This window comes from Sphingomonas lacusdianchii (assembly GCF_022664395.1).
Classification (GTDB): domain Bacteria; phylum Pseudomonadota; class Alphaproteobacteria; order Sphingomonadales; family Sphingomonadaceae; genus Sphingomonas; species Sphingomonas lacusdianchii.
In genome coordinates, this window is sequence record NZ_JAKRET010000016.1 from 50,037 (window position 1) to 73,526 (window position 23,490).

Annotated in this window: 17 protein-coding genes and 1 pseudogene; 11 read left to right on the forward strand and 7 right to left on the reverse strand. The window is 62.1% G+C overall.

Annotated features, from left to right (window positions below; all coding sequences use genetic code 11):
- Nucleotides 1-29: 29 nt before the first annotated feature.
- From MF607_RS18275 to MF607_RS18290, 4 genes are all read right to left on the reverse strand, one after another.
- A complete protein-coding gene (locus MF607_RS18275; protein ID WP_242121530.1) occupies nt 30-6,203 on the reverse strand; it encodes an autotransporter outer membrane beta-barrel domain-containing protein in 6,174 nt (2,057 codons plus the stop codon).
- A 172-nt stretch (nt 6,204-6,375) separates the two neighbouring features.
- A complete protein-coding gene (locus tag MF607_RS18280; RefSeq protein ID WP_242121533.1) occupies nt 6,376-6,894 on the reverse strand; it encodes a hypothetical protein in 519 nt (172 codons plus the stop codon).
- A 271-nt stretch (nt 6,895-7,165) separates the two neighbouring features.
- Nucleotides 7,166-7,846: an anti-sigma factor gene (locus tag MF607_RS18285; RefSeq protein WP_242121545.1), complete on the reverse strand. Its 681-nt coding sequence runs from the start codon at nt 7,844-7,846 to the stop codon at nt 7,166-7,168.
- On the reverse strand, nt 7,839-8,399 hold the full coding sequence (locus MF607_RS18290; protein WP_242121547.1) for a sigma-70 family RNA polymerase sigma factor: 561 nt from the start codon (nt 8,397-8,399) through the stop codon (nt 7,839-7,841). Before MF607_RS18290 ends, MF607_RS18285 begins: the two co-directional genes overlap by 8 nt.
- Before the next feature lie 658 nt (nt 8,400-9,057).
- On the opposite strand from MF607_RS18290, the gene MF607_RS18295 reads away from it, so the two are divergent.
- The 7 genes from MF607_RS18295 (at nt 9,058) to MF607_RS18325 (ending at nt 17,205) form a co-directional block, all read left to right on the forward strand.
- A complete protein-coding gene (locus MF607_RS18295; protein WP_242121549.1) occupies nt 9,058-9,390 on the forward strand; it encodes a hypothetical protein in 333 nt (110 codons plus the stop codon).
- Between the two features lie 373 nt (nt 9,391-9,763).
- Nucleotides 9,764-10,081 carry a hypothetical protein gene (locus MF607_RS18300; RefSeq protein ID WP_242121550.1) on the forward strand — a complete coding sequence of 106 codons (318 nt, stop codon included), beginning with the start codon at nt 9,764-9,766 and terminating at the stop codon, nt 10,079-10,081.
- On the forward strand, nt 10,078-10,935 hold the full coding sequence (locus MF607_RS18305; protein WP_242121552.1) for a hypothetical protein: 858 nt from the start codon (nt 10,078-10,080) through the stop codon (nt 10,933-10,935). Before MF607_RS18300 ends, MF607_RS18305 begins: the two co-directional genes overlap by 4 nt.
- Nucleotides 10,932-13,973 (forward strand): MobF family relaxase, encoded by a 3,042-nt coding sequence (mobF, locus tag MF607_RS22960; RefSeq protein WP_242121568.1) that lies wholly within the window; start codon nt 10,932-10,934, stop codon nt 13,971-13,973. Before MF607_RS18305 ends, mobF begins: the two co-directional genes overlap by 4 nt.
- 111 nt (nt 13,974-14,084) lie before the next feature.
- A complete protein-coding gene (locus MF607_RS18315; protein ID WP_242121570.1) occupies nt 14,085-14,360 on the forward strand; it encodes a DUF3253 domain-containing protein in 276 nt (91 codons plus the stop codon).
- Between the two features lie 133 nt (nt 14,361-14,493).
- The gene (locus MF607_RS18320) at nt 14,494-16,566 is read left to right on the forward strand and encodes a TonB-dependent siderophore receptor (protein WP_242121579.1); all 2,073 of its coding nucleotides are present in this window, start codon (nt 14,494-14,496) and stop codon (nt 16,564-16,566) included.
- A 246-nt stretch (nt 16,567-16,812) separates the two neighbouring features.
- Nucleotides 16,813-17,205 (forward strand): Dabb family protein, encoded by a 393-nt coding sequence (locus MF607_RS18325; protein WP_242121582.1) that lies wholly within the window; start codon nt 16,813-16,815, stop codon nt 17,203-17,205.
- Nucleotides 17,206-17,247: 42 nt separating this feature from the next.
- Here the strand turns inward: MF607_RS18325 and MF607_RS18330 are convergent, their stop codons facing one another.
- Both MF607_RS18330 and MF607_RS18335 read right to left on the reverse strand, forming a co-directional pair.
- The gene (locus MF607_RS18330) at nt 17,248-17,637 is read right to left on the reverse strand and encodes a type II toxin-antitoxin system VapC family toxin (RefSeq protein WP_242121583.1); all 390 of its coding nucleotides are present in this window, start codon (nt 17,635-17,637) and stop codon (nt 17,248-17,250) included.
- On the reverse strand, nt 17,634-17,876 hold the full coding sequence (locus tag MF607_RS18335; protein ID WP_242121586.1) for an AbrB/MazE/SpoVT family DNA-binding domain-containing protein: 243 nt from the start codon (nt 17,874-17,876) through the stop codon (nt 17,634-17,636). The genes MF607_RS18330 and MF607_RS18335 overlap by 4 nt, the downstream gene beginning before the upstream one ends.
- A gap of 242 nt (nt 17,877-18,118) precedes the next feature.
- On the opposite strand from MF607_RS18335, the gene MF607_RS18340 reads away from it, so the two are divergent.
- The 4 genes from MF607_RS18340 (at nt 18,119) to MF607_RS18355 (ending at nt 22,003) form a co-directional block, all read left to right on the forward strand.
- Entirely contained in the window at nt 18,119-18,805 is a 687-nt protein-coding gene (locus MF607_RS18340; RefSeq protein ID WP_242121587.1) for a recombinase family protein, read from the forward strand.
- Nucleotides 18,806-18,972: 167 nt separating this feature from the next.
- On the forward strand, nt 18,973-20,784 hold the full coding sequence (locus MF607_RS18345) for a TadE/TadG family type IV pilus assembly protein (protein ID WP_242121590.1): 1,812 nt from the start codon (nt 18,973-18,975) through the stop codon (nt 20,782-20,784).
- Nucleotides 20,781-21,356, forward strand: a complete 576-nt coding sequence (locus MF607_RS18350; RefSeq protein ID WP_242121591.1) for a TadE/TadG family type IV pilus assembly protein — start codon at nt 20,781-20,783, stop codon at nt 21,354-21,356. The genes MF607_RS18345 and MF607_RS18350 overlap by 4 nt, the downstream gene beginning before the upstream one ends.
- An 80-nt stretch (nt 21,357-21,436) precedes the next feature.
- A complete protein-coding gene (locus MF607_RS18355; RefSeq protein ID WP_242121593.1) occupies nt 21,437-22,003 on the forward strand; it encodes a pilus assembly protein in 567 nt (188 codons plus the stop codon).
- Nucleotides 22,004-22,921: 918 nt separating this feature from the next.
- On the opposite strand, the pseudogene MF607_RS18360 reads toward MF607_RS18355, so the two are convergent.
- A pseudogene (locus MF607_RS18360) lies at nt 22,922-23,347 on the reverse strand (IS5 family transposase); the annotation flags it as partial.
- Between the last annotated feature and the right edge of the window lie 143 nt (nt 23,348-23,490).

Consider the following 23,490-nt stretch of genomic DNA (forward strand, 5'->3'; position numbering starts at 1 on the left):
ACCTTGCGCGAGGTCGGAGCCGGTCCGGTTCAGAAGCGCAGCCGTACGCCGGTGCTGATCGTCTCCTGATGATCGTCTCGCCCGGTCTGTGCCGAGGCGGAGGCGAAGATGTCGAGGCCGCTAGGCAGGCGATAGGCGACACCGCCGGCTGCGGTGCCGACCAGTTCGGTACGGCCTGCGCCGACTGCGACCAGCCCCAGGTCGTTGCCGGCATAGCCCGCCAATGCCGTCGCCCGCTGCCCTTCGAGTTGATAGCGGGCGCCGAGCGACACGAACGGCCGGAACGGCGCGTCCGAGGCATCGCTGCGTGCCAGCGTCAGCCCGGCATCGGCAAAGCCCGATACGTGCCGGTCCGCCGCAACGGTCAGGGCGAACGGGCTGGCCCCGGTTTCGCGCAACCCCTCACGCGAGGTACGGATGTACGTCACGCCGAACCGCGGGCGGAGCGACCAGCCATCCCCGACGTCGATGCCATAGGATGCGGCGACGTCGCTGGCCCAGCTATGCAGGTCGTAGCTGCCGGTCCCATTACGCCCGGTCGGCAGTGCCCGCACCGTATCCGCCGTGCCGCCATCGTACAGCAGCGAGGCGCTGAAGCCCCACCCGCTGTCGGTGCCGTAGCGACCATGGACACCGGCGACGACGCCATCGGCCCGCGTGCGCGCACCCAGCGCGCTGATCTGCTGCCGACCGTTCAGATACCCCGCGAACGCGCCGATCATCCAGCTGCGGTCGCCATAGCCGACGCCACCGAGGAAGCCGTAGCTTTGCGCGTGTGCAGCGTTGCTACCCTCTGCGGCATCGCCCTGCAGCGTGTGCCATTGGCCGATCGTCTGCGCGAAGGTGAACGCACCGGCATCCTGCCGGTCGGTTGCAAAGGCGTTGCCGCGTGCGACTTGGGTCAGCGACAGCGCATGGTCGACACCCAGCTGCGTTGCCGAGGCATAGGCCTCCGGCGTCAGCTGTGCGAAGCCACGCGCATTCGATGCTCCCGACGTTTCGACCAGTGCCGGCAGGCTGTCGAACAGCGTGCTGGTCGCTGGCTGCACCGCCAGCGTGGCGTTCGCATAGGTGATGCTGCGCGCCACCTGCGGCGAGAAGCGCGCGTCGGTCAGGAACTGGCCGAGCAGCTGGATGCGGTCGCTGCGCTGGACGATCACGCCGAACAGGCTCGACGGCTTGTTGACGGTCGTGAACCCGCCGGTGATCCCGCCGCTGGCGGTGATGAGATCGTAGCTGGTGCCAGCGCGGAGCGTGCCCACCGGCACGATCTGCAACGTCGCACCGCTGGCGATCGAGAGCGCACCATTGACAACCAGCTTGTCGGAGACGGTCGGGGTCAGTTCGAACACCGACAGCGAACCGCTAGCCAGCGCGACATTGCCGTTGACGGTCATCGCGCCCGGTGACGCACCGGGACTGAGCGTGCCTGCGACATTGACGTTGCCGTTGACGGTGCCGGCCGAACCGAAGGTCGCACCCGTGCCGACGTCGATACGGTTTGCGGCGATCGTCGAATTGGCAAGTCCAACCAGACGCCCGCCGGTCAGCGCTGCGTTGCCGAGTGCCGCATTGCCCGAGACGGTCGCATAGCCGCCGGTCATCCCGAACGTCTCGACATTGCTGACGTTCGTGAACGCGACCGGCGCACTGGCGCTGCCGCCCGATACCGTGATCGTGTCGCTGCCCGCGCCGCCATCGACCGTGCCGGCAAAGCCGCCGGCGATCGTCAGCCGTTCGTTGCCACCGGCGAAGCGTATGGTGCCGGTGGTCAGCGACGCGCCGCTGGCGATCGTCAGGTCGGTACCTGCGGTCACCTGTCCATAGCTTTGCGCGCCGGTCAGGGTCAGCATGCCGGTGCCAGTGCTCGCCAGCGTCTCGAAGCCGGTCAGCGCGGCGGCGTCGAGCGTGCGTGTTCCGGCCAGCGTGATGGTGGCGACGTCATCCCCTGCGCCCCCTGCGACGGTGCCGTTGAGCATGCCGCCGGGAGCAAGGCTGAAGCTGTCATTGCCAGCGCCCAGATCGAGCGTGCCGTTGATCGTGCCGCCACTGGTGAGCGCCACCGTCTGCGCGCTATCGCCCAACGTCGTCAGATCGCCGGCCATGCCGAGCGTCCCGCCGATGTTCAGCGTGGTACCGGTGAGCGCAATCGTTTCGAACCCGCTGGCGCTTCCCGCCAGCGTGATCGGTGCGTTGGTCGAGAAGCGCAGCGTGTCATTACCCGCCCCGCCGGTATAGGTGCCGTTGGCGATCACGGTACCCAGCATCAGCATGTCGTCGCCACCGCCCAGTGCAGCGCGGCCGATATCGCCATCGACCCGCAGCATTTCGGCCGCGTCGCTGCCGGTGATGGTGCCGACGGCGTTGCCGTTCAGCGCGAGCGTGAGGCCTGTGCCGGACAGGGCGATGCTGTCGAAGCTCTGGTCGAGGGTCAGCGCCAGCGTGCCGTTGCCGGCGACCGCGAGTTGCTCGAAGCCGCTGCGCATGCCGATCCCGCTGCGGTCGCCCGACAGGGCGACGCGGTACAGGTCGACCCCCGTACCGCCATCGACGCCACCGACGACGCTGCTGCCCGCGCGATCGACGAAGATATCGTTGCCAGCACCCAGTGCCACCGCACCGTTGATCGTCCCCGCATTGTCGACGGTTTCCGCCGCATCGCTGCCGGTGATCGTGACCGGACCGGTGCTGCTGAGCGTTTGGCCCGCACCGACCGCCAAGGTGCCGCCGCTGACGTCGAGCGTCGTGGTCTGGAACGCGCCGACATAATCGACCGTGCCGCTGCCGATCTGGCTGAAGCGTTCGAAATTGACGAACTGGCTGGCGCGGACGGTACCGCCCCCGGCCGCATCGACGATCAGGCTGTCGGTGCCGATCCCGCCATCGACGGTAACGGTCAGCACGGCCGAGGCACGATGGAGGAAGGTGTCGTCACCCTCGCCGAGGAAGACGTCGCCCTGAAGCGTGCCGTAATTCTCGACACGGTCGTCGCCCGCACCGGTGTCGATCGATCCGATGATCGTGCCGGTGTTGATGATCCGGTCGTTGGCATCGTACGACTGGATCGCACCGGCATAGGTTTCGCCGTTCGCGGTGAAGCTGGCACCGCCCCGGATCGTACCGGCATTGGTGAGATCCAGCGTACCGACCGCAGCCACGGCGGTCGACAAGGCACCCGTCGCCTCGATCGTGCCGGTCGCGCTGTTGTTCAGCGTTATGGAATGCGCTGCGCTGGTCGGCAGGGCCAGCATCGTCAATGCCGTTGCAACGCTGGTGTAGGTATCGGTCCGCTGCTCGATCTGACCGGTCGACGGATTGTAGCTCCAATAGGAGTAGGTGACATCCTCGCCGCCGGCATTGGCCCGGATCGTGCCGCTGTTGGTCACGGTGACCTGTCGCGTACCGCCCGTGGAGCTGCCGGACCAGAACGAGCCCCGCGTCTCCAGATAGGCGGCAGTTGTGCCCCTGCCCGTCGTCTCGATCGTGCCGCGATTGTCGAGCGTCATCGACGATACGCCGTCAGCCGCATCGATCATCGTCATCTCGATCGCGTTGCGATCACCGGTGATCGTGCCACGGTTGACCAGCGATGCCGTCAGCGGCGCAGCAGCGATCACGTCGGTAAAGTTCTGCACCGACATGCCGAGCTTGCCATTGATCGATCCGTCATTCGCCGCGGTCACCGCGCTGTTCGAAGAGAGCGAAACGGCGAGGCTGCCTGCACCGATGTCGATCGTGCCAGCGTTCGCAAAATCGATCGCGCCGGTCTGGCGGATCTGTACCCCCGACCGATCCGGGTTCCCGGTCGTCACGATGCCCGTGGCGGCATTGACGAAGCGGCCGACGCCGCCGTCGAAGCCACCGTTCATCCGCCCCTGATTGGTGAACGACGCGAGCAGTGGCTCCGCCACCATCATCCCGTTTTCCCAACGATAGGTATCGGTGTATACCAGACCGTCGATCGTCGCGGTGTTGACGATATTGCCGTTGCCCGACAGCTTCAGGTCGTTCGTGCCGGGTGCCGCAGCCGCGATGGTTACTTGCGTATCCGGTCCGGCGGCACGTACGCCTTCGACGCTGAAACCGGTCGGCAGGTCCCGGCCCAGGGTTACCGTGCCGTTGGTGGAACGGGCATGGATATAGGTGTTGGTACCACCGCCGGCATCGATCATGCCGCTGACGCCGGTCACGTCGTCATAGACGATCAGCGTGTCGTCGCCGTTGCCGAACCGCAGGTCACCGGTGATCGTACCACCCAACCCGTCATAGGTCGCGTTGCCATAGGATCGGTTGTTGTAGTTATAGCTGCTGTAGCCGAGATCGACGGTGCCGATGATGGTACCGGCATTGATCAGCGTCCCGCCGCTGACCCGGATCGCGGTGCCGTTGCCAGCGATCGTGGCACCGGTGCGATTGGTGATGAACGCTTGCGGATTATACTGGCCTCCCCCGATCGCGGCGTCGTTCGTGCTGGCGATGCGGCCGGCATTGTCGACAGTCACCGACGACGAACTGCCGACAGTGTTTCCGGCGACCTCGATCGAACCGTAATTGGTGAGGTTGACGCCGCTCCAGGAAAAGATGCCGTTCGATACACGACCGCCAGCGACCTGGCTGATCGTGCCGTTGTTAGTGACCTTCAAGGCTTCCGAGATGCCGGTTGCGCCATCGAGCGAAATCGTCCCGTCGTTCACGACGGTTCCCTGGCTGGAGGCGTAGATACCGATTGCAGCCTGCGACCTGTCTCCACCGCGCACAATGATCGTGCCAGCGTTGGTAAAGCTATGTTCGCGTCCGGTCTGCACCGCGGCGAAGGCAAGACCGTCGCTGCCACTGGATCTGTCGAGGGTAATGGTTCCGCGGCTGATGATGGCGAGACCGGCCTGATCGCTCCGGGTCTCGCCAGGCGCCATCAGGACCTCCGACACCGAAATAGCCGAGCGGGTGGTGGCGACGATATCGCCGGTGACGTCGACGCTGCCCTTGCCCGCTACGATCAGCGGGGTGCCGACGCTGGTCAGCGTCAGTTTGGCGCCATCGTACAGGTCATAGCCGATCTCGGCGAAGCCCGGACGCGCCATTGCCGCCGTGGTCGTGTCGGCGTTGACGCGATAGCGCAGCAACGCATCCGTCGCGATGACCGTCCCGTTGATGCCGGCAAAGCCGCTGCTGCCCGCATCGCCCAGATAGGTGACGAGCGTCTCGTTGCGGCCCAGCGTCAGGTTTCCGTTCAGCACGCCGCCCGACAGTGCGAAATAGCGGTTGGCGCCATAGCTGTATTCTTGGCCGATACCACCGAACGAGACGTTGCCGTCGATCGTCCCGGCATTGGCGACGGCCGCGTTGGACAAGCGGCTACCGGCGGTCTGCGGACGAATGTCGCCGACGATCCGGCCTCCCGCACGATTGTCCAGGATACCGTAATAGCCGAGATCGACCGCCAGCACCGGCGAGGTGATCAGGCCGGTGTTGGTCAGATTGCTGGTGAGCCGAACCCCGGTCACGGCCCCTTCGATGGTGCCGCTGTTGCTCCAGTTCATGCCCGACGAACCGCGCATGATGGCGCCGATGCCGGCGGTCGAGCGGATCGTCCCGCTATTGGCGAAGCCGGTACCCGACAGCTCCAGCGCCGTTCCGTTCGCCTGCAGCGTCCCGTTGTTGACGAACATGCCCTGCGACAGGATCGAAACGCCGTTGCCGGCAGCATCGATGACGCCATCATTCTGAAAACGTTTTGCTGCGTAGACGTACGCCAGATAGCCGTTGCCGGCGCTGGCCGTATTTCGCATCGTGCCAGCATTGACGACCGTGGCCGCACCATCGGACGATCCTACGCCCAGAAGCTGACCAGTCCCACTCAGCGTTCCATTGATCGTAACGTTACCGTTGCCGCCCAGCATCAGCAGCCCGGTGACGACACTGTCCGCCGCTCCGATCGTAACGGTCGGTGTATTTTCCATCCGCAGGTTCAGCACTTCGAATCCGGATAGCAGCGGCAGCGAGGTGAAACTGGCGTCGCCTGACAGGCGCAAGTCGAGCGTATCGAGACCCGCGCCACCATCGATCGTTCCGGTGACGCCGGTAACGATCTGTCCGGCAACATAGCGTGCGGCCAGCGTGTCGTTGCTGGCACCCAGCATCAGGTCGCCACGGATCGTACCGGCAAGGGTGTTGATGTTGCTGCCATTTTCGTTGCCAAGCACCGCACGCGAAATGACCGATCCATCGATCGTCCCGGCATTGGTCAGCAGCAGAGCGCCATCGGTATCGATCGCGTAGCCGATGCCGCGGATCGTTGCGCCGGCGTTGTTGTCGACGCTGAGAAGCCTGCTCGCATCCTGGATTGCAGTGCCGCTGGTACCTTCAATCAGGCCTTCATTGGTAACGCTGACGGAGATTCGGCCAACATTGTTGTTGGGCGAACGGCGGCTGACTAGTGCCTGTGCACCGGATATGGTTCCTTCCGCCGATCCTGATGGTAGCGGTTGCCCATGGATAATAGGTTTGCAGCCCCGGCGGGCAGACGATGGGCGTTACACCTGCATAGGGATCGCACGGACCCAAATACGGTTCGCCGTTGGTGACAAGGAAGCCAATCCGGTTTTCGCCATCAACTCGGCCATTGATCGTGAATGTGGTGGTGGACGATTGGGTACTAATGGCTGCGTCGGAGCTGCCACGTACGGTTGCGCCTTCGGCCACGAGCACGCGTCCGTTGAAGACATCGGCGATTAAACCATCATTATCCGTGCCGGTGCAGGTGGTAAGGGTCGAGGAGATCATCGGATCGGGCGAGCATTGCGCATGTGCCGCCGACGATGCCGCCATCGCAACGATGCTCGTACCGATCGCGAACGACCACCGGCGCAGACGCGCCGAACCCTGACCTGCCATCTAAACATTCCCCCCATGCGGCCCCCGGGCCGGACATCCTGCTTATGGGATGCCAGGGAAAGCGTCCAGTGAGGTCATGCGTACCGGTACGGTCAGGACCCGACGGATCGAAAGCCGTTTCTATCCGCTGCGCGGTAACGTTAATAGGAACGGAGCGACCGCTTATCGCGATCCGGACGCGTCAAAGATTTATTCGCAACTATCGAGCGTTTCTTGATAATCCTTCACTGCTTGGCGGCAACTCCAGTGACGGCGGCAACCGTTGGCAACTTTACGTCCGCGCCAGCGCCCCGCTGGCGACGACAGGACCGGTCGGGGTCGGCTCGGGCGAACCGCCCAGCGGTTCGATCGATACCGCCAGCACCGCATCAGCGTTCAGCAAGGCGCGCTCGGCTGTCGGCAGCGGCAGGCGCGTCGCGCCGGTACGGGCGAGCAGGCCGATCGCATGCGGCACGCTGTCGCGGAGGATCCAAAGTTGCGCGTCCTTGCCCGCCGGGGCCAGGCCGGGGGCGACGACGCGCACCTCGTTCCGGGCGAGGTCGATCGAGGCGGCGATCGGCGTGCCGCGCTGGTCGGTGGGTGCCAGCGCCGCCAACAGCGTAGGTTGCGGCTGCGCGACCGGCGGCGGCGGGACCACCGGTGCGGGTCGGGGCAGCAGCAGTGCGACCGAAGCGGCGATCGCAGCGGCCAACGGCACGAACGCCCATCGGAACCTCGATCGTGCAGCGGGGGCAGCGACCGGCGCGGCGACGATGCGGTCGATCTGTAACGCGGGCGCCGTTACCGGCTCATATTCGTCGAACATCGCCGCGAACCGGTGCCGCCACCATTCGACCTCGCGTGCGAAATCGGGATCGCTCAGCGATCGCCGCATCGCCGCGGCACGCTCGGCACCTTCCAGCAGCCCCAGCGCATATTCGGCCGCCATCATGTCGGGATCGGGATCAATCATCGCCGACACACCCGCGCAACTGCAACAATCCGCGCCGCACCCAACTCTTCATCGTTCCCAACGGCACGCCCTGGGCATCGGCGATCTCGGCATAGGTCATGCCGTCGACAAAGGCGGTGCGGATGGCGTCGCGTTGCGGCGCATGCAGTTCCTCGAGACACTCGTACAGCCGTCGCACGGTTTCGGCCTGTTCCGCCGCCACCGTCTGGTCCGGCGTATCGTCCGCCACGTCCAGCGCCTCCTCGATCGGGCGCATCGTCCGCCGGCCATGCGCCCGGACCCAGTCGATCGACCGGTTGCGCGCGATCGTCGCCAGCCACGCGATCGGACTGGCCGGACCCACTTCGAACCCGCCGGCCCGTTTCCAGACGATCGTGTACACTTCGTGCAGCACATCCTCCGCCGAACTGCGATCGCCACAGATGCGCAGGCAGATGCCGAACAGCCTGGCCGAGGTCATGCGATACAGATCGCCGAGTGCGTCGCGGTCCTCCGCCCCGACCCGTTCGAGCATTTCGTACAATCGGACGCGTTCTTCGAGAGCGTTCGTCATCACGTCCCGCACCGCTGCCTGGTTCAGGCGAATGGGCAATCGACGGGGTGCCGGCATGACACGGCCCGTCTTGCATCGACCCACGCCTACACGCCCCCATGCGTGCCAACAACGCCCGTTGTGGGCGCCCCGGCTTTGGTACGGTCCATCCTTCGACACATTCCGGCATCACTCTTCCTAATTGAGCCGATGTCATGATAGCGAACCGCTGCCTTCCGGTCCGTCCCGGGGGGTGAGGCGTAGGAACCTCTAGGCATATCAGCCGGTCGACAACAGGTGTCGGCCGGGTGGCCGTCACGCATGTCCAAGGCACCGCCTAAAGTCTCTAGCTGCTGCCCCTCGGTGTGAGGGATATCGGTCACTGCGCAAACTAAGGCGAGGCTACGAAACTCACCGCTAAAGCGTCGCTCGACAAAGCCTCAAACGGGTTTAGCAGCATCCGTTGGTTGTCCACAGCCGAACGCGAAATCATCGATCCATTTGTGGCCAAATGCAGGGCGTACCGAGCGGCTGCCAAAGCGGGCATGGGAACCCGAACGGGACACCAATGACCGACACCGTAGAAGCACTGGTGGGCAACCTGATCGGCCTGTCTTGAGGGAGTCTGATCGGGAATGATCCTAGCCTTGCCAACGAACGCGTAGGGACATTCCGCGACATGGAACCGAGATGGTGCGACGAGTTGCTGGCAGCGGTCGACGGGGTGGATTTAGCGGTGCCCGATCAGCCATCTGTAGTGGTCCGATCGTTCGACAATCCGACATGGCATCTACGACTGCAGATCGGCGACAGAACGACCCGGATGAAGCTGATCGAACCGAGCAAGGATACAGGGATGGCAACATTGCTGCATGCGGTTTGGAACAGCTTGCCCGTGCCATTGCGCTGCCGGTCCAAAACTCCGCGGTGGCTGATTGACCTTCACAGCGACGATCCAGCTGTTCGCGAAGGTGCCACAGCAAAAAGTCATCTCGGTCATAGTATCGAATGACGCCGGCTGCCGATCGCCTGCGTAGATGCAACCAACGTTATCTCTGCTGGCCGGCTATCACGCCGGCCCTGCACCTTGCTGGAGTGCAAGGATGATGCCCAAGCCTACCATGTGCGCATTCCTGGTATCTAAGGCAGCAGAAGGTAAGGTGTGCGCACACCCGATGCACCCTGACAGGTGCTGGAAAAGGCCAGAAAACCGCCACTTCTGGTTACTGGTCCATAGGCTGCTCTGTGCGTGGACCAAATGGACCACAGTATACGAGGAGCAGAAAAGCCCGCTAATGTGCCAATTTTGACCAGTACGCTCTGCCCAATCGCTTGTCGGTCAAACGCGAAGGATGCACGCTGAACATCAAGAAAAGGGGGCATTCATGGCGCGCGTACCGATCACGGTTTATCTGTTACCCGAGCAGCTAGCAGGCATTGAGCGGCGCGCAGCACAGGTTGGCAAACAGCGCAGCGCTTGGGTTGCTGATACGCTGGTACGGGCTCTCAACGACGAACTTCTACCGCTCGACGAGATCTTGCTCGACCAGCTGACCAAGGTTCGCGCCGGGTTGGAGACTATCGTTGAGGCACAAGCTGGACGAGGACCAGAGGCCAAGACGAGGCTTGCCGACATGCGGCAACGCGGGCGCGATCTTGCGGCGCGAATGCAGTCTGAAGCGCGCGAGCGGTTGCGGAAATGAGCGTCCCGGCACGCCGCCGCATCGATGTGTCAGACGAGGCCCATGCCTGGCTCGAAAAAGAAGCACGTCGACGCGGTTTAGTGGTTCGCGAACTGGTCGAGGAGATCGTGCGAAAACAGGTCGCAGGCGACGGCTTTGAGAAGGGCGTCGACGGTCATACCAAGACCGCTGCGGAAAGCGCTGCAACAGAGCCATTGATGACTCGATTAAAGGGACTGGTCGAGCGCTTCGAAACGGTTCTCGAAGATATCTCCGTTACCCTGCCTAAGTCGATCTCCGAGGGCTTTGCGGCAATCAAAGAGACGATTACGAAAACCGGTGGAACCGGTCATCTCAGGGACATGCTGACCGAGCACCATCGGGATCATATGGCCCGGCTCAATCAGATTGAATCAAGCAATAAAATGGCATGGGAAACCACGCGGACGACCCAGACGTCCTTGCACGCAAGCTACCGGGACGACTTGGGCAATATGGTGGGTGACGTAAGGCACGAGCTGAGACTGCTGCGTAGCGAGCGAAAGAGTCATCGAAAGCTTATCACGCAAGGTGCCGCGATGGGTGCGGGCGGCCTGCTGTTACTGGAACTTACGCTGGCATTTTTGCTGATCGATACGCCACTGAGACGATCATTCGCACGTGCCTCAACTGGATCTGCAGAAACGGTCGACGCGGCGTTCACCCCTGCTGCTGACGGCCGTGCAATGGGCGCATTGATGGCCGAGACAAAAGCGATGCTCAGCGATCGCAAATTCCGTGAAAGCTATACCCGCTGTCTGTCTCGTGCGCGCAAGGCTACCAAGCGTTCAGCCTGTGAAATCCGGATGCCCCCGGCCGGACCAGCTTCAACGTGACGGCACGTCCGGGAAAGCTCGCCGGCGGCAGTAATCCGGCGTCCTATTATGCGGCTGACAACTACTATACCGGCCAGCAGGAAGGGCCGTCAGCATGGGGCGGGGAGGGTGCTGCCGCGCTAGGTCTGTCAGGCCATGTTGATGCTGACGTCTTTACCGCCGTACTCGATGGCAAACTGCCGGGCGGAATGATTATTGCGGAGGGTGGAAACGGAACGCGGCTCAAGGGCTTCGAAATCACCTTCAACGCACCCAAGTCGGTCTCCCTAGTTGCGATGATCGGAAGCGACGCGCGGGTCTCCGCCGCGCATGCCAAAGCAGTGTCGACGGCAATGGCATGGGCAGAGGCCCGTTTCGGTCAAGCGCGCTTGGGCAAAGGTGGTGCCGTCATCGAACCCGGTCGGATGGTCTATGCAACCTTCCAGCATGACCTCAGTCGCAAGCTCGATCCACATCTGCATACGCATGTCGCCATCGTGAATGCTGCGCAGCGCCAGGATGGATCGTGGGTGGCGTTGCATAACCGTGCGTTGTGGAAGCAATCCTCGTTGATCGGGGCTGCCTATCATGCCGAGATGCGTGCTGAGCTCGGCAAGCTCGGTTATCGTACCGAGATCAACGGAAAGCACGGGCAGTTCGACGTCGTCGGCGTACCGCGCGATGTGATCGAGGCGTTCAGTGCGAGGCGAGGAGAGATCCTGTGCAAGGCGCAGGAACTGGGTCTTTCGTCGCCGCGTGCTATGGAGGCAATCGCGGTACGTACGCGCGACGCCAAGCAGCCAGGCGATGCAGAGGCGGCCCGCGCCCTGTGGGCGCAAAAGGCGCTGGTTCATGGTGATGTGATCCGTGGGGTTGTCGATGCCGCAAGGAACAGGGCCGGGCCACGCTCGGTGCTGGGTACGGTTCGCGAATGGGGAACGGCGCTTGTCGACCGGGTAACGCAGGCGTTCGGACCGAGGCCTGAACCCTTACTGCGTGGTCTCGACGATGTTCGTCGGGGCGGCGACCTTGCCAGTGCCTACGCAGTCGCAGCAGGTGTGCGCCATCTTGGCGAACGCGCAGCCAGCTTCCGACATGGTGACCTTATCTCGGCCAGCCTCGACATGGCGGAACAGGGGGCGACAGTACGTGCAATCGAGGCACGGATCGACGCGCTGCAAGCTGCGGGTATTCTGATCGCGGGACCGCGTGGCGGCGAGCATGCCCATCGGCTGACGACACGCGACATGCAGGCAACCGAAAAGACCATTCTGAAGGCCGTACGTGATGGGGTTGGGACGGCAACACCGGTCTTGGATATGGCAGCCGCACAGGCCGCATTGATACGCGTTGCCGACGCGCGGGGCGTAACGCTGGCAGACGAGCAGCGTGAGGCGGCGCTCGCAATGCTCGCAGGCGAAAACCGTATCCAGCTCGTGCAAGGCGATGCAGGTAGCGGCAAGTCGTTTCTCTTCGAGATCGTCGCTGCCGTCTGTGCGGAAGCCGGTGTCGGCATGCTGGTGCTGGTACCGCAGAACAAGCTGATGGAGGAGATGGCTGGGCGAGGGTTCGAGATGCGTTCCTTGGCGTCGGTATTACAGGCGCATGGCGATCGTGGCGGACGGGTACGTCCCAGCGATGCATTGGGGACACTGGTGCAGGGTAAGCTAGTGGTGCTGGAAGAAGCGTCGATGGTATCATCGCACCAGTTCGCTGCCCTCACGCGCATCATGGCGGCGGGGGAAGCTGCCAAGTTAGTACCGGTGGGAGACTTGAAGCAGATATCGGCACCGGGTGCCGGTCGACCGTTCGCATTGTTGCAGGAAGCTGGCATGCCGACCGTGCGTCTCGCGGAGAACCGTCGCCAGCAAAGCGATATGCTTCGTGAAGCGGCCGCGTTGGCACGGGAAGGCAGGGTGGGTGATGCCTTCACTCTGCTCGGTGACCGGGTATGCGAGAAACCCGATCAGGCGTCAGCGGCGGTCGCCCATTATATCGCTCTTACGCCTGACGAGCGCGCTCGTACCACGCTACTGACGTCGGGCCATGCCTTGCGCAAGGAAGTACTGGAAGCGGTGCGACACGAGTTGCTGTCGGAAGGCTCGCTTGGAGCGCAAGCGGTTACCTTGAAGGTCTGGGATAACCTGAACCTTACCCGTGAGGAGCTTCGGCAGGCGCGGCATTGGGCGCCGGGCATGCAATTCGATATCTACCGGCATCAAGCAGGACTCGTGCCCGGTTCTTATGCCGTGGCGCGCGTCGATGTAGCTGCCGGCAGGGTTGAGTTGACGCGGAACGGCGAGGCGCACCGGTTCGCGCCGGCCCGGCTCCATCATAACGGCGAAGGCGCCGCACTGTCTGTGCCTGACACCATCGAAGTCCGCGAAGGCGATCGCTTGCTTTTCACCGCGCGAGACTCCGCGCGCGGGATCGTCAACGGCACCGCCGTTACGGTCGAACGTATTGATGACGATAGCCTGCAGCTTTCCGGCCGGGCACGCGACTATGTAATCGGACTGGACGATCCAATGCGCGAGCGGCTCGGACATGGTGCGGTAATGAACATGCACCGGGCGCAAGGCATTACCGTCGACCGCGCGATTACGGTGATGGACAGCAAAGATCGGCTGCTCAACAGCCAGAGCCTCTACTATGTCCTCCAGACCCGCGCGCGGGAAGATATGGTGCTGTACACCAACGATAGGACAGCGCTGGTTGAGGCGATCGAGTCCCATGGAGGCGACGTGCCCCATGCATTGGACCTGACACGAGAATTCGATGTTTCCTGCGACAGGCGGTCCGATGCGACAGGTGTCGAGCCATCGCAACCTGGAGATGACAGGACCCGGGATGCGGAGTTCCTTGACGGCTTGAGTTCCGCCTTGACGGCGATCGTCGAAGATTTGCGCCAGCCTCAACCAGAACAGCCGGACGCGCGTGTCGCTGCGGCTAGCGATCGGCAGCCAGGACTGACCCAAGGCTCAAAGCACGAACGGATGGTGCCTGCACGCAAGGAGCCGGAATTGGAGATCAGCTACGATTACGACATGGACATGTAGCACGACGAAGCGGCCCAAAGTCGTCTGATTGCTGCAGGCGTAGCAAGTGTCTTCAGTGCCGCGCCATCAATTAGCAATTTCCCAAAGCGCCGGGGCAAGGGAGAGCAACGAATGGTGGAACCGATATCTGATCCGGTCGCGACCGCGTGCGTCACGACGTTGACGCTGCTTGCCGCCCGCGCCGCCGACGCGACGGTCTGCCCCAGCGAAGTCGCCCGCGCGATGGCTGCTTCCGATCCGGGTGCGCCGGCATGGCGTGACCTGATGCCGGTCGTCCATCGTGGCGTCGACCGGTTACTGGCCGATGATCGCGTGCGATTGCGCTGGAAAGGGCAGGCGCTGGCGACGCGGACCGGCCCGTACCGGATCGCAAGGACGGTGAGGTAAGCGGGCCCGGCCGATAACCCCTCGACCTGTGTTTGCCGGCAGAACCGGGATATCCTGGCGTTGCACTGCAGCAGCAACCTTCTATGAGACGTTGCAACATTACAAAAGCGAACGCGCGTAATCCGGAGCAGCAATGTCCTTATCCCTTCGTCCCGATCTGCGTCCATGCCTGTCGATTCATGCGCTGGCGATCGGCCTGCTTCCCCTGCCTGCGACGGCACAGGACCAGTCACCGGACGCGGATGCGGGAGAGATCGTGGTGCTGGGCACCCGCAACACCACCGATCGCACACTGTCGTCCGATCGCGTCACCGAACGCATGTCGCAGTCGAGCCGGTCGATCGAACGCGACCTGCTCGACGCGGCAGGAACCACTCGGCTGAGCGATGCGCTCGAACTGGTCAGCGGCTTCAGCCAGCAGAATAATCGCGGCGGCATGATCGACAATTTCGCGGTCCGCGGCTTTCTGGGCACGCCGGACGGCGGAGCCGAATATTATCTGAACGGCTTTCTTGCCAATCGCGGCATGGCGCCGCCCCGCGATCCCGCCACGACCGAACGGATCGAGGTTCTGAAGGGGCCGGCGGGCGCCTTGTTCGGCGATGTCGATCCTGGCGGACGGGTCAATATCGTGACGAAGGTGCCGCGCTTCGTACCGCATGCGAATGCCATGGTCAGCTATGGATCGTTCGACACCCGTCGCGTCGAGGTGGACGCGACCGGACCGTTGTCGGGCACGCTGGCGGCGCGGATCGTGGTGGCCGGCGAAGACAGCGAGGGATGGCGCGACACCGTCACGCTTCGCCGCCGTATCGTTTCGCCGTCGCTGACCTGGCGACCGAATGATGCGCTCCGGTTCACTTATACCGGCGAGTTCAGCCAGTTCGACACGCCGTTCGACCGCGGCATACCGGCGGTTGCCGGCGATGCGAACGCATTGCCGCGATCGAACTATTATGGCGAACCGGCGAACGGCATCACCCGATCCCGCAACGACCAGCACCAGATCACTGGGCTGGCGGAACTGGGAGGAAGCTGGACGCTCAACGGCGGCGTGGTCTGGCGCAAGGGGAGCTTGCGGGGGCTGTCGGCCGATCAGTCGCGGATCGCCGGCACGGCGCTCTGGCGGCAACGCCGCTCGCGCGATTTCAGTGTCGATGACTTGTCGGCCCGCCTGGAACTGGCCGGACAGATCGGACGGCACCGGGTCAGCGCCGGATGGAAGGGCTATCGCTTCTTTTATGGCGAGCGATGGATGCGCATCAATCCGTCGGCGGCCGCACCCTATGCGATCGACCTGTACGATCCGGTCTATGGGTCGGTGGCCGCAGCGCTGCGACCGTTCACCAACAATGACGAAAGCCGTTGGGCAGGAACCTTCTACGTGCAGGACATGTGGGACGTCACCGACCGGTTGACCCTGGTCGGCGGGGCGAGGATCGATCCCTATCGGCAGAAGATCGTGAACAACAATAGCGGCAGCACCGGGCGCAACATCGACGCGCCGGTGAACTTCCGCGTCGGCGGGCGCTATCGCCTGACCGACATGCTCGCGGTGCACGCCAATTGGGGCCAGAATTTTTCGCTGAACACAGGCACCGACCGCAACGGTGCCGGTTTCGGACCGGAAACCGGGCGTGGGTACGAAGTCGGGATCGCCGCCAATCTGCCGGGCGTCGATCTGGCCGCGACATGGTTCGACATCCGCAAGCGGGACATTCTCACCACCGATCCGGTCGATCCCAATTTCCTGGCACCGGTCGGCAGCATGGTCAGCCGCGGGATCGAACTCGATGCGTCGGCACGGCTTGGCGCGCGGTGGCAAGTGGTCGCGAACTATGCATGGGTGGATGCGAAGGCGGACGACACGGCATTCGCAACGCCGAGGGTCCTCAACGTGCCGGCGCATTCGGCGACCCTGCTGGTCGTGCACCGGATCGCGACGTCGCGGGGCGATTGGCAATTCAGCGGCGGTGCCGCCTATGTCGGCGACCGCGCCGGATCGCTGACCGCGCAGCCGCTGGTGCTGCCCGAATATTGGAAGGTGAAAATGGGCCTGGAAGCGCCGTTGACGCAAGGTCTGCGCTTCCGTCTCGATGCCGACAATCTGTTCGACCGGCGTTACGCGGCAAGTTCGTACAGCGCATTGTGGGTCTACCCCGGTGCACCGCGAAGCGTGCGTGCCTCGCTGCGGCTAGATATCTGAAACGAAAGGGGTTCGACGGACGGCCGCGCTGGCTTTAGAGCGTGATGACATGGTTTTGACCCATCGTGACGGAGCGAAAATGGCTGCGTGGCAAGGAGCGAGGAGGGAGCGGGGCTTTGCCCCCGTGACCGACGAGCGACGCTGCCACGCAGCCATTTTCGCCCGCCGCCATGCGGTTGCGTTGGGGCAAAACCATGTCATCACGCTCTAGGGTATCGTCGATCGGCAGCAAGGATAGGAAGCAAGGTGGACAGGCGAGACATTCTCACAGGCATCGGGCTTGCCGCTGCGACGATGGCCGGCACCGACCCGGCCAGGGCCGAACCCGCCAGCCGGATCCGGCATCAGGTGTTCTTCTGGCTCAAGCGTGCCGGAAATGCCGAGGATCGGGCGAAGCTGATCGCCGGGCTGAAAGCATTGGCGGCGATACCGCAGATACGCGAACTGCATGTCGGCGTGCCCGCCGGAACCGAGCAGCGCGACGTGGTCGATGCCAGCTTCGACGTGTCCGAACTGATGCTGTTCGATACGGTCGCCGATCAGAAGGCCTATCAGGATCATCCGGCGCATCAGGCATTCGTCGCCGCCTGCGCACCATTGTGGCGCAAGGTCGTCGTCTATGACAGTGTGCCGGCCTGACCACCACGCCAAGCGGGGGGCCACGACCGGCGGGGCACCCCGTCAACGGATAATGACGACCTTCGCCGCGACATCGGCGGCGATGTCGCGCCACGCCTTGTCGGCCGTATAAGCGGCAACGCCGAGCCGTTTGGCCAGAGCGAGACAGAAACGATCGCCCAGCGACAACCCGGCCGATGCCGTCGCCGCGCACAGGCTGCCGGCCTCCCACGCCAATGCGTCGTCGGCGGGAACGACGGTATAGGGCAGCGCGCCCAGCATGGCACGGACCTCTTCGAGCGGCGCGCCGAGATGGACGAAATGGCTGACGACCTCGGCCTGGTTGATCGCGCAGACCGACGCGTCCGCGATGACGGCCGTAACCTTGCTGGCCCCGCGCTCGCCTTTCAGCAGCGCAAGGATCGCCGAGGCATCGAGGACGACATGGGTCATTCTCCACTATCCTCGCGCCGTGCGGCCAGAAAGGCATCGACCGACGCATCGGGTTGCTGTGCATAGCGTTTGGCAATGGCCTGCGCTTTAGCCACTGCCTGTCCTACGGTTCGCAGAACGACTCCGTCTGCGGTTTCCTCGACAAGGACCGCGCCACCGCCTTCGAGACCCAAACGCTTGCGGATGCCGATCGGTAGGCTCATGCGACCATTGGGAGTTATATTGACCTGAAGCGTCATGTGGTACCGCTTTCACAAGATGGCATTTACAAAGATACGTGCCACAAACTTCGCTTCGGGACTAGTGATAGCATATGCACTGCTATTTGGCCCTCCGGGCACCGCAGTAACCGATTGCCAAGACGCCATGGCTCTTTAAACACGGTTCGGTTGGCTAGGCCATGCAGGATCGGCTATGGCAGTTCCGAGCCGGTCATTCGACGATTGGCGCATATGGGTATACCCAGTTAAGCCGGGGAACGATGAACGAGCAACAAAGTGGCATGATCCGGGCGGCGCGGGTATATCTGCGGGTCAGCACCGACGAACAGGATCTGGCCCGGCAGGAGGCGATCGTTGCCGGCGCGCGGGCCGCCGGCTTCTATGTCGCGGCGGTGTACCGTGAGAAGGCGTCGGGCGCGCGACCCGATCGCCCCGAACTGTTGCGCATGGTCGACGACTTGCAACCCGGCGAGGTCGTGATCGCCGAGAAGATCGACAGGATCAGCCGCCTGCCTTTGCCCGAAGCCGAACTGCTGGTCGCAACGATCCGAGGGAAGGGGGCACGGTTGGCGGTGCCAGGGATCGTCGACCTTTCCGATCTGGTTGCCGACAGTTCGGGCGTCTCGCGTATCGTGCTAGAGGCGGTCCAGGACATGCTGCTCCGCGTGGCACTGCAAACCGCCCGTGACGATTACGAAACGCGGCGCGAACGCCAACGGGAGGGGATCGAGATCGCCAAACGGGCGGGGCGCTATACCGGGCGAAAGCCAGACCTTGCCCACCATCGTCGCATTATCGCGCTACGCGAAGCAGGCATGAGTATCGCTCGCACGGCGGAATTGGCTGGTTGCAGCATTGCACAGGTCAAGCGGGTGACTGCGCTACACCGGATGAAGGAAGTAGTATCAACGACCGAGCCGTCGATCGCGCTGCCGGGACCGGCCTGAGTATCCGGCGTCAGTACGAGAGTCCGCATTTTACGCGGTAGAGAGCTCATAATCTTCGTAACCGCGACGAGCCACACCCCGCATTAAAAAAGTTTTCAGCATAATCAGCACATAAGCGGTCTTCGCTCGTCCGGAGCGGGTAGGGGCTAATGGTGCGTACGACTGCAATGGCTTTGAGAATGCTCCTTGGCCGCCTTTGGTCCGATCAGCGCGGCAATACGCTGGCGATGATGACGCTAGCGCTCATACCGCTGGTCGCGCTTATGGGGTCAGGTTTGGACATGACCCGGGCCTACGTTGCGCAGAACCGTTTCCGCCAAGCATGTGACGCTGGATCGTTGGCTGGTCGACGCATGCTGGCGGGGCTGACCCTACCCCAAGCGGCGCGTGATGAAGCAACCAAGTACTTCATGTTTGATTTCCCCCAAGGGTATCTGCAGTCGGCGCCTTACACCCTGACGATGTCGGTCCCGACTGCAGGCACCCTGCAAATCAGCAGCCAAACCACCGTCCCGACAACGCTGATGGGCCTGTTTGGCTTCGATACCTTGCCAATTTCGACGACCTGCTCGGCAACGCAAGATTTCGTGAACACGGACATCATGTTCGTGTTCGATCTATCGGGGTCGATGAATTGCGCGCCTGGCGTCACTGGCTACTGTGGCGACGTCGAGCAGAGCGGCTCTCGAATGGGTGCCCTGCGGAGTGCGGCAACAAGCTTCTACGACACGTTGGAAACTGCCCAGTCCCAGCTCGCTGCTAACAATCTCCGGCTCCGCTACGGTTTCGTCAACTACAACAGTACGGTCAACGTCGGAAGGATCCTGTACGAAAAGAACCCAGACTGGATGGTTCAAAGCTGGTCGTATCAGTCGCGTACTCCTGACTGGATCGATGCGACAGCTTATTTCAACGGTAAGTCCGCGTGCAACGTCGCATACACCTACGATAGCCAAGTCAATCAAGCGAACCCCAATTACACAGGCATTATAGGCGGATGGTGGCTAACGAGTAATCGCTGCAGCGTTATCATTCAGAGCAACGGCAACCCGGATGGTTATACCTATGGCCGTCGATCGGTCGACGTTCGCCCGTTCTTGGCAAGCAACCTGAAGGCAACGAACGTCCAGTCACCGACGCCAATCTGGCAAATAACAGGCACTAACGATCCTTCTGATGATCGGCCTTACGAGTTCAAATCGGTTTGGAACGGCTGCATCGAGGAGCGTAAGACAAACTCGGCTGCGATCAACGGCGGTTCTTCGACCACCGCGCCAAGTGACGCCTATGATCTTGATGTTGATCTGGTGCCGTATAACGACGACACCCGCTGGCGGCCGATGTGGAACGACGTCAGCTACTACCCCGACTGGTCGTGGTCGTACGGTGTCGGTCGCCAACCAGTCGCTTACTGTCCGACTGAAGCCAAACGGCTGCAGAATTACCACAACAACCGGTCCGGTTTCGTGTCCTACCTAAATGGCCTCGTAGCCCGTGGCGGCACGTACCACGATATCGGTATGATCTGGGGCGCACGGTTCCTTTCGACGACAGGTCTGTTCAAGTCAGCGACACCCGAAACCAATGACGTGACCGATCCCGATAACCCGGCAAAAATTCGCGGATTTTCGGTCAAGAAATACATGATTTTCATGACCGATGGCGACATGTCGCCGACTTGGAGCGACTACTCTGCGTACGGAATAGAGTATCTGGATGGTCGGGTAATGGGATCTCCCACTACCGATAACACTGCCTTGCTTGCTCGACATCTGCAGCGCTTCCGTATGGCATGTAACGCCGCGAAGGCGAAGGGTATCGACGTATGGGTCATAGCCTTCTCGACTACGTTGACAGCGGACATGACGAACTGTGCGTCGAAACCGGAGCAGGCTGCCGGCCTATCATCCAACGCTGCCTTAATCGCCAAATTCAAAGAGATTGGATCGAAAATTGGGTCATTAAGGCTCAGCCAATGATGCTCAGGTTCCTCACCGCCACACGCGGAGCAACGGTGTTGGAGTTCGCCCTGATACTACCCGTCTTGTGCGCTCTTCTCGCTGGCGGTTTCGAGCTCGGTTACCGTGCGTATGTCAATGCAATCCTTCAAGGCGCGCTACTTGAAGCGTCGCGGCAGGCAACGGTTGGAGATCGAAGTGGTGCGCAGATCGACAAGACCATAACGGATCGCATGGCAACGCTGTCTGGAAACATCAGCATCCAGTCGATCAAGAAGGAGAGCTTTTACAACTTTTCCAACGTCGGAAAGCCAGAGAAACTCACCTTCGACCGTAACGGCGACGGTGCCTATGATAGCACCCAAGATTGTTATGAGGATGCGAACAATAACGGCGCATACGACATTAAAACAAATGGCGGCATTGGTACTGCGGATGATATCGTCCGCTACACGGTTAGCCTGCAGTACCCGAGCATCATGCCGGTTGGCAGCCTGTTCGGTTGGGGAACTCAGCAGGAGATCACAACCTCGACCGTACTGCGCAATCAGCCCTTTACGTCACGCGCAATGCCGACGGTACGTTGCCCATGACAATACGAACGAAATTGGCTTCCTTCGGGAGAGACAGGCGAGGACTGGCTCTACTGGAGTTCGCCCTCACGCTTCCGTTGGTGCTGACGGTGCTGCTTTTTGGTCTTGAGCTGTGCAATTATGGCATATCGATACTGCGCGTCCATCAGATTGCGGCGACCACCGCGGACAACGCGGCCCGCGTACGAGATTCGATTAGCGAAGCTGATGTGAACGAAGTGCTTCTCGGCGGCAAGATCGTTGGGGAACCGATGGATTTTGCTGGCAGCGGTCGCATCGTAGTAAGTGATGTGACGCCAAACGGCTTTTCAGATGGTCGCAGAGGGCAGCGGATCGTTTGGCAGCGCTGTGCCGGCGCATTGAACGTTCCGGAATCGCAACCGCAATATGGCACGTCTGGGAAGGGGACGAGTGACGCAACGCTTCAGGCCATGGGTGTCCCTGGCAACCAGATTGCGGCGTCTGACAATACCGCGATGGTGTTCGTTGAGGTTTCCTATCGCTATAAACCGATCGTTTCGTCCATGCTGTTCGGCACGCCAATCATCCGCTCCGAAGCGTCGTTCCCTGTCCGGGAACGGACTTCTGAAACGCTGAACCCGACACCTGGCGCCACCGCGAGTGCGTGCTCAGTTTTCCAAAGTTAGCGACCAATATCCTCCGCCGCGTTTTGCGTTAGGGTTATCAAGCAGCGCCACCCGTATTAACTCCAACGTACCTATACCTTTAGAATATAGACCGACATCATATTTCGTGGTGGCTTTCGTTCTAATCGCTTTGCTACAGGCGCATTGGGGGTACTGTATGCAAAATCCGTATAACGAAGAGCTGGCGCATGGCCGCATAGCCGGTTCAACAATCTGCGATTGCCCGTACAAATCGTCATTCATGCATGCGGAACGCAATCAATGGATTGCGGGATTTAGGGAAACAGCAACCGCTTGGTACAACGATACGAGTAACGCGCAAGTAGAATTCGACATTGTATTAGGCCGCAAGGGATGCGAATTAATAGGCGTTTAGCTTGTGCGGCTGTTGAGCCACTTATTCCCTGCTGGAGAGCGCGCACCATTTGCGTAGCCGCTTCCTCATGCGATTTCGCACATTGCGATCCGCACGCCTCACGGCAGTGTGACTTATGATAAGCTGATAAGCTGATAAGCCAGTGAGCGCATTAGGGGGCTACAGGCCCAGCGTCGGCATTCGAGATTGCGCGTCGTACCTGATCGAGGTGAAGTGCGGCCACCACGTCGCCTTTGGCAAGCTGGTCGTTCAGTTTGCTCTCGACGAGACGGAGCGCTCTACCCTCATGCTCAGCAATCAAGCGACGAGCCTCATCCTGAGCAGCAGGATGGTAGACGATAGGAAAAGCCACTGATCGTTCGCGTCGGACAAGAGTCATGCCCGCGTAAATGCCGCGTCGGCCCGACAGGTCCGTTACATTCGATCGTAATGCATACGGACGGGGCCAACCGGTACTGGTTAGCGGCGAACGGTGCCCTTTCCCGAACGTTCGCTGGCAGGATCGATCGAAGCTCCACGACTGGTCTTTATCGCTATGCCTTCTAGGCGGCGTGGACGAATTTGAGCCAGTATCTGGCGGTGGCGAGGTGGACCATGCCCAGGAAGCTGCTGGCCAGCTGGTCGTAACGGGTGGCGATGGCTCGATTGATCTTGAGGTGGCCGAACATGCGCTCGATGCGGTTGCGTTGCTTGTAGAGCGTCCGGTCATGGTCGATCTGCACCCGGCGGTTTGAGCGGCCGGGGATGACGGGCTCGATGTTGCGCCTCGCAAGGTCGGCACGGATGGTGTCAGCATCGTAGCCCTTGTCGGCAAGCAGCGCATCCGGCGTGCGTTCTGGTAAGACGATCAGGGCATCATACGCCTTGCAGTCTGCCGCTTCGCCACCGGTCAGATGAAAGGCCATCGGTCGCCCGAGGGCATCAGCCAGGCAGTGAAGCTTACTGGTGAACCCGCCCCGCGAGCGGCCAAGAGCGCGTCGATAAGCCCCCCTTTATGGATGGCTCGCCCCTTAACTGAGCGTTGTTGCCTCACGGCAGCAGGCCGTTTGCGGAAGGAGCAAGGGTCATGGACATATCGGTTCTCGGGATTGATCTGGGCAAGAACAGCTGC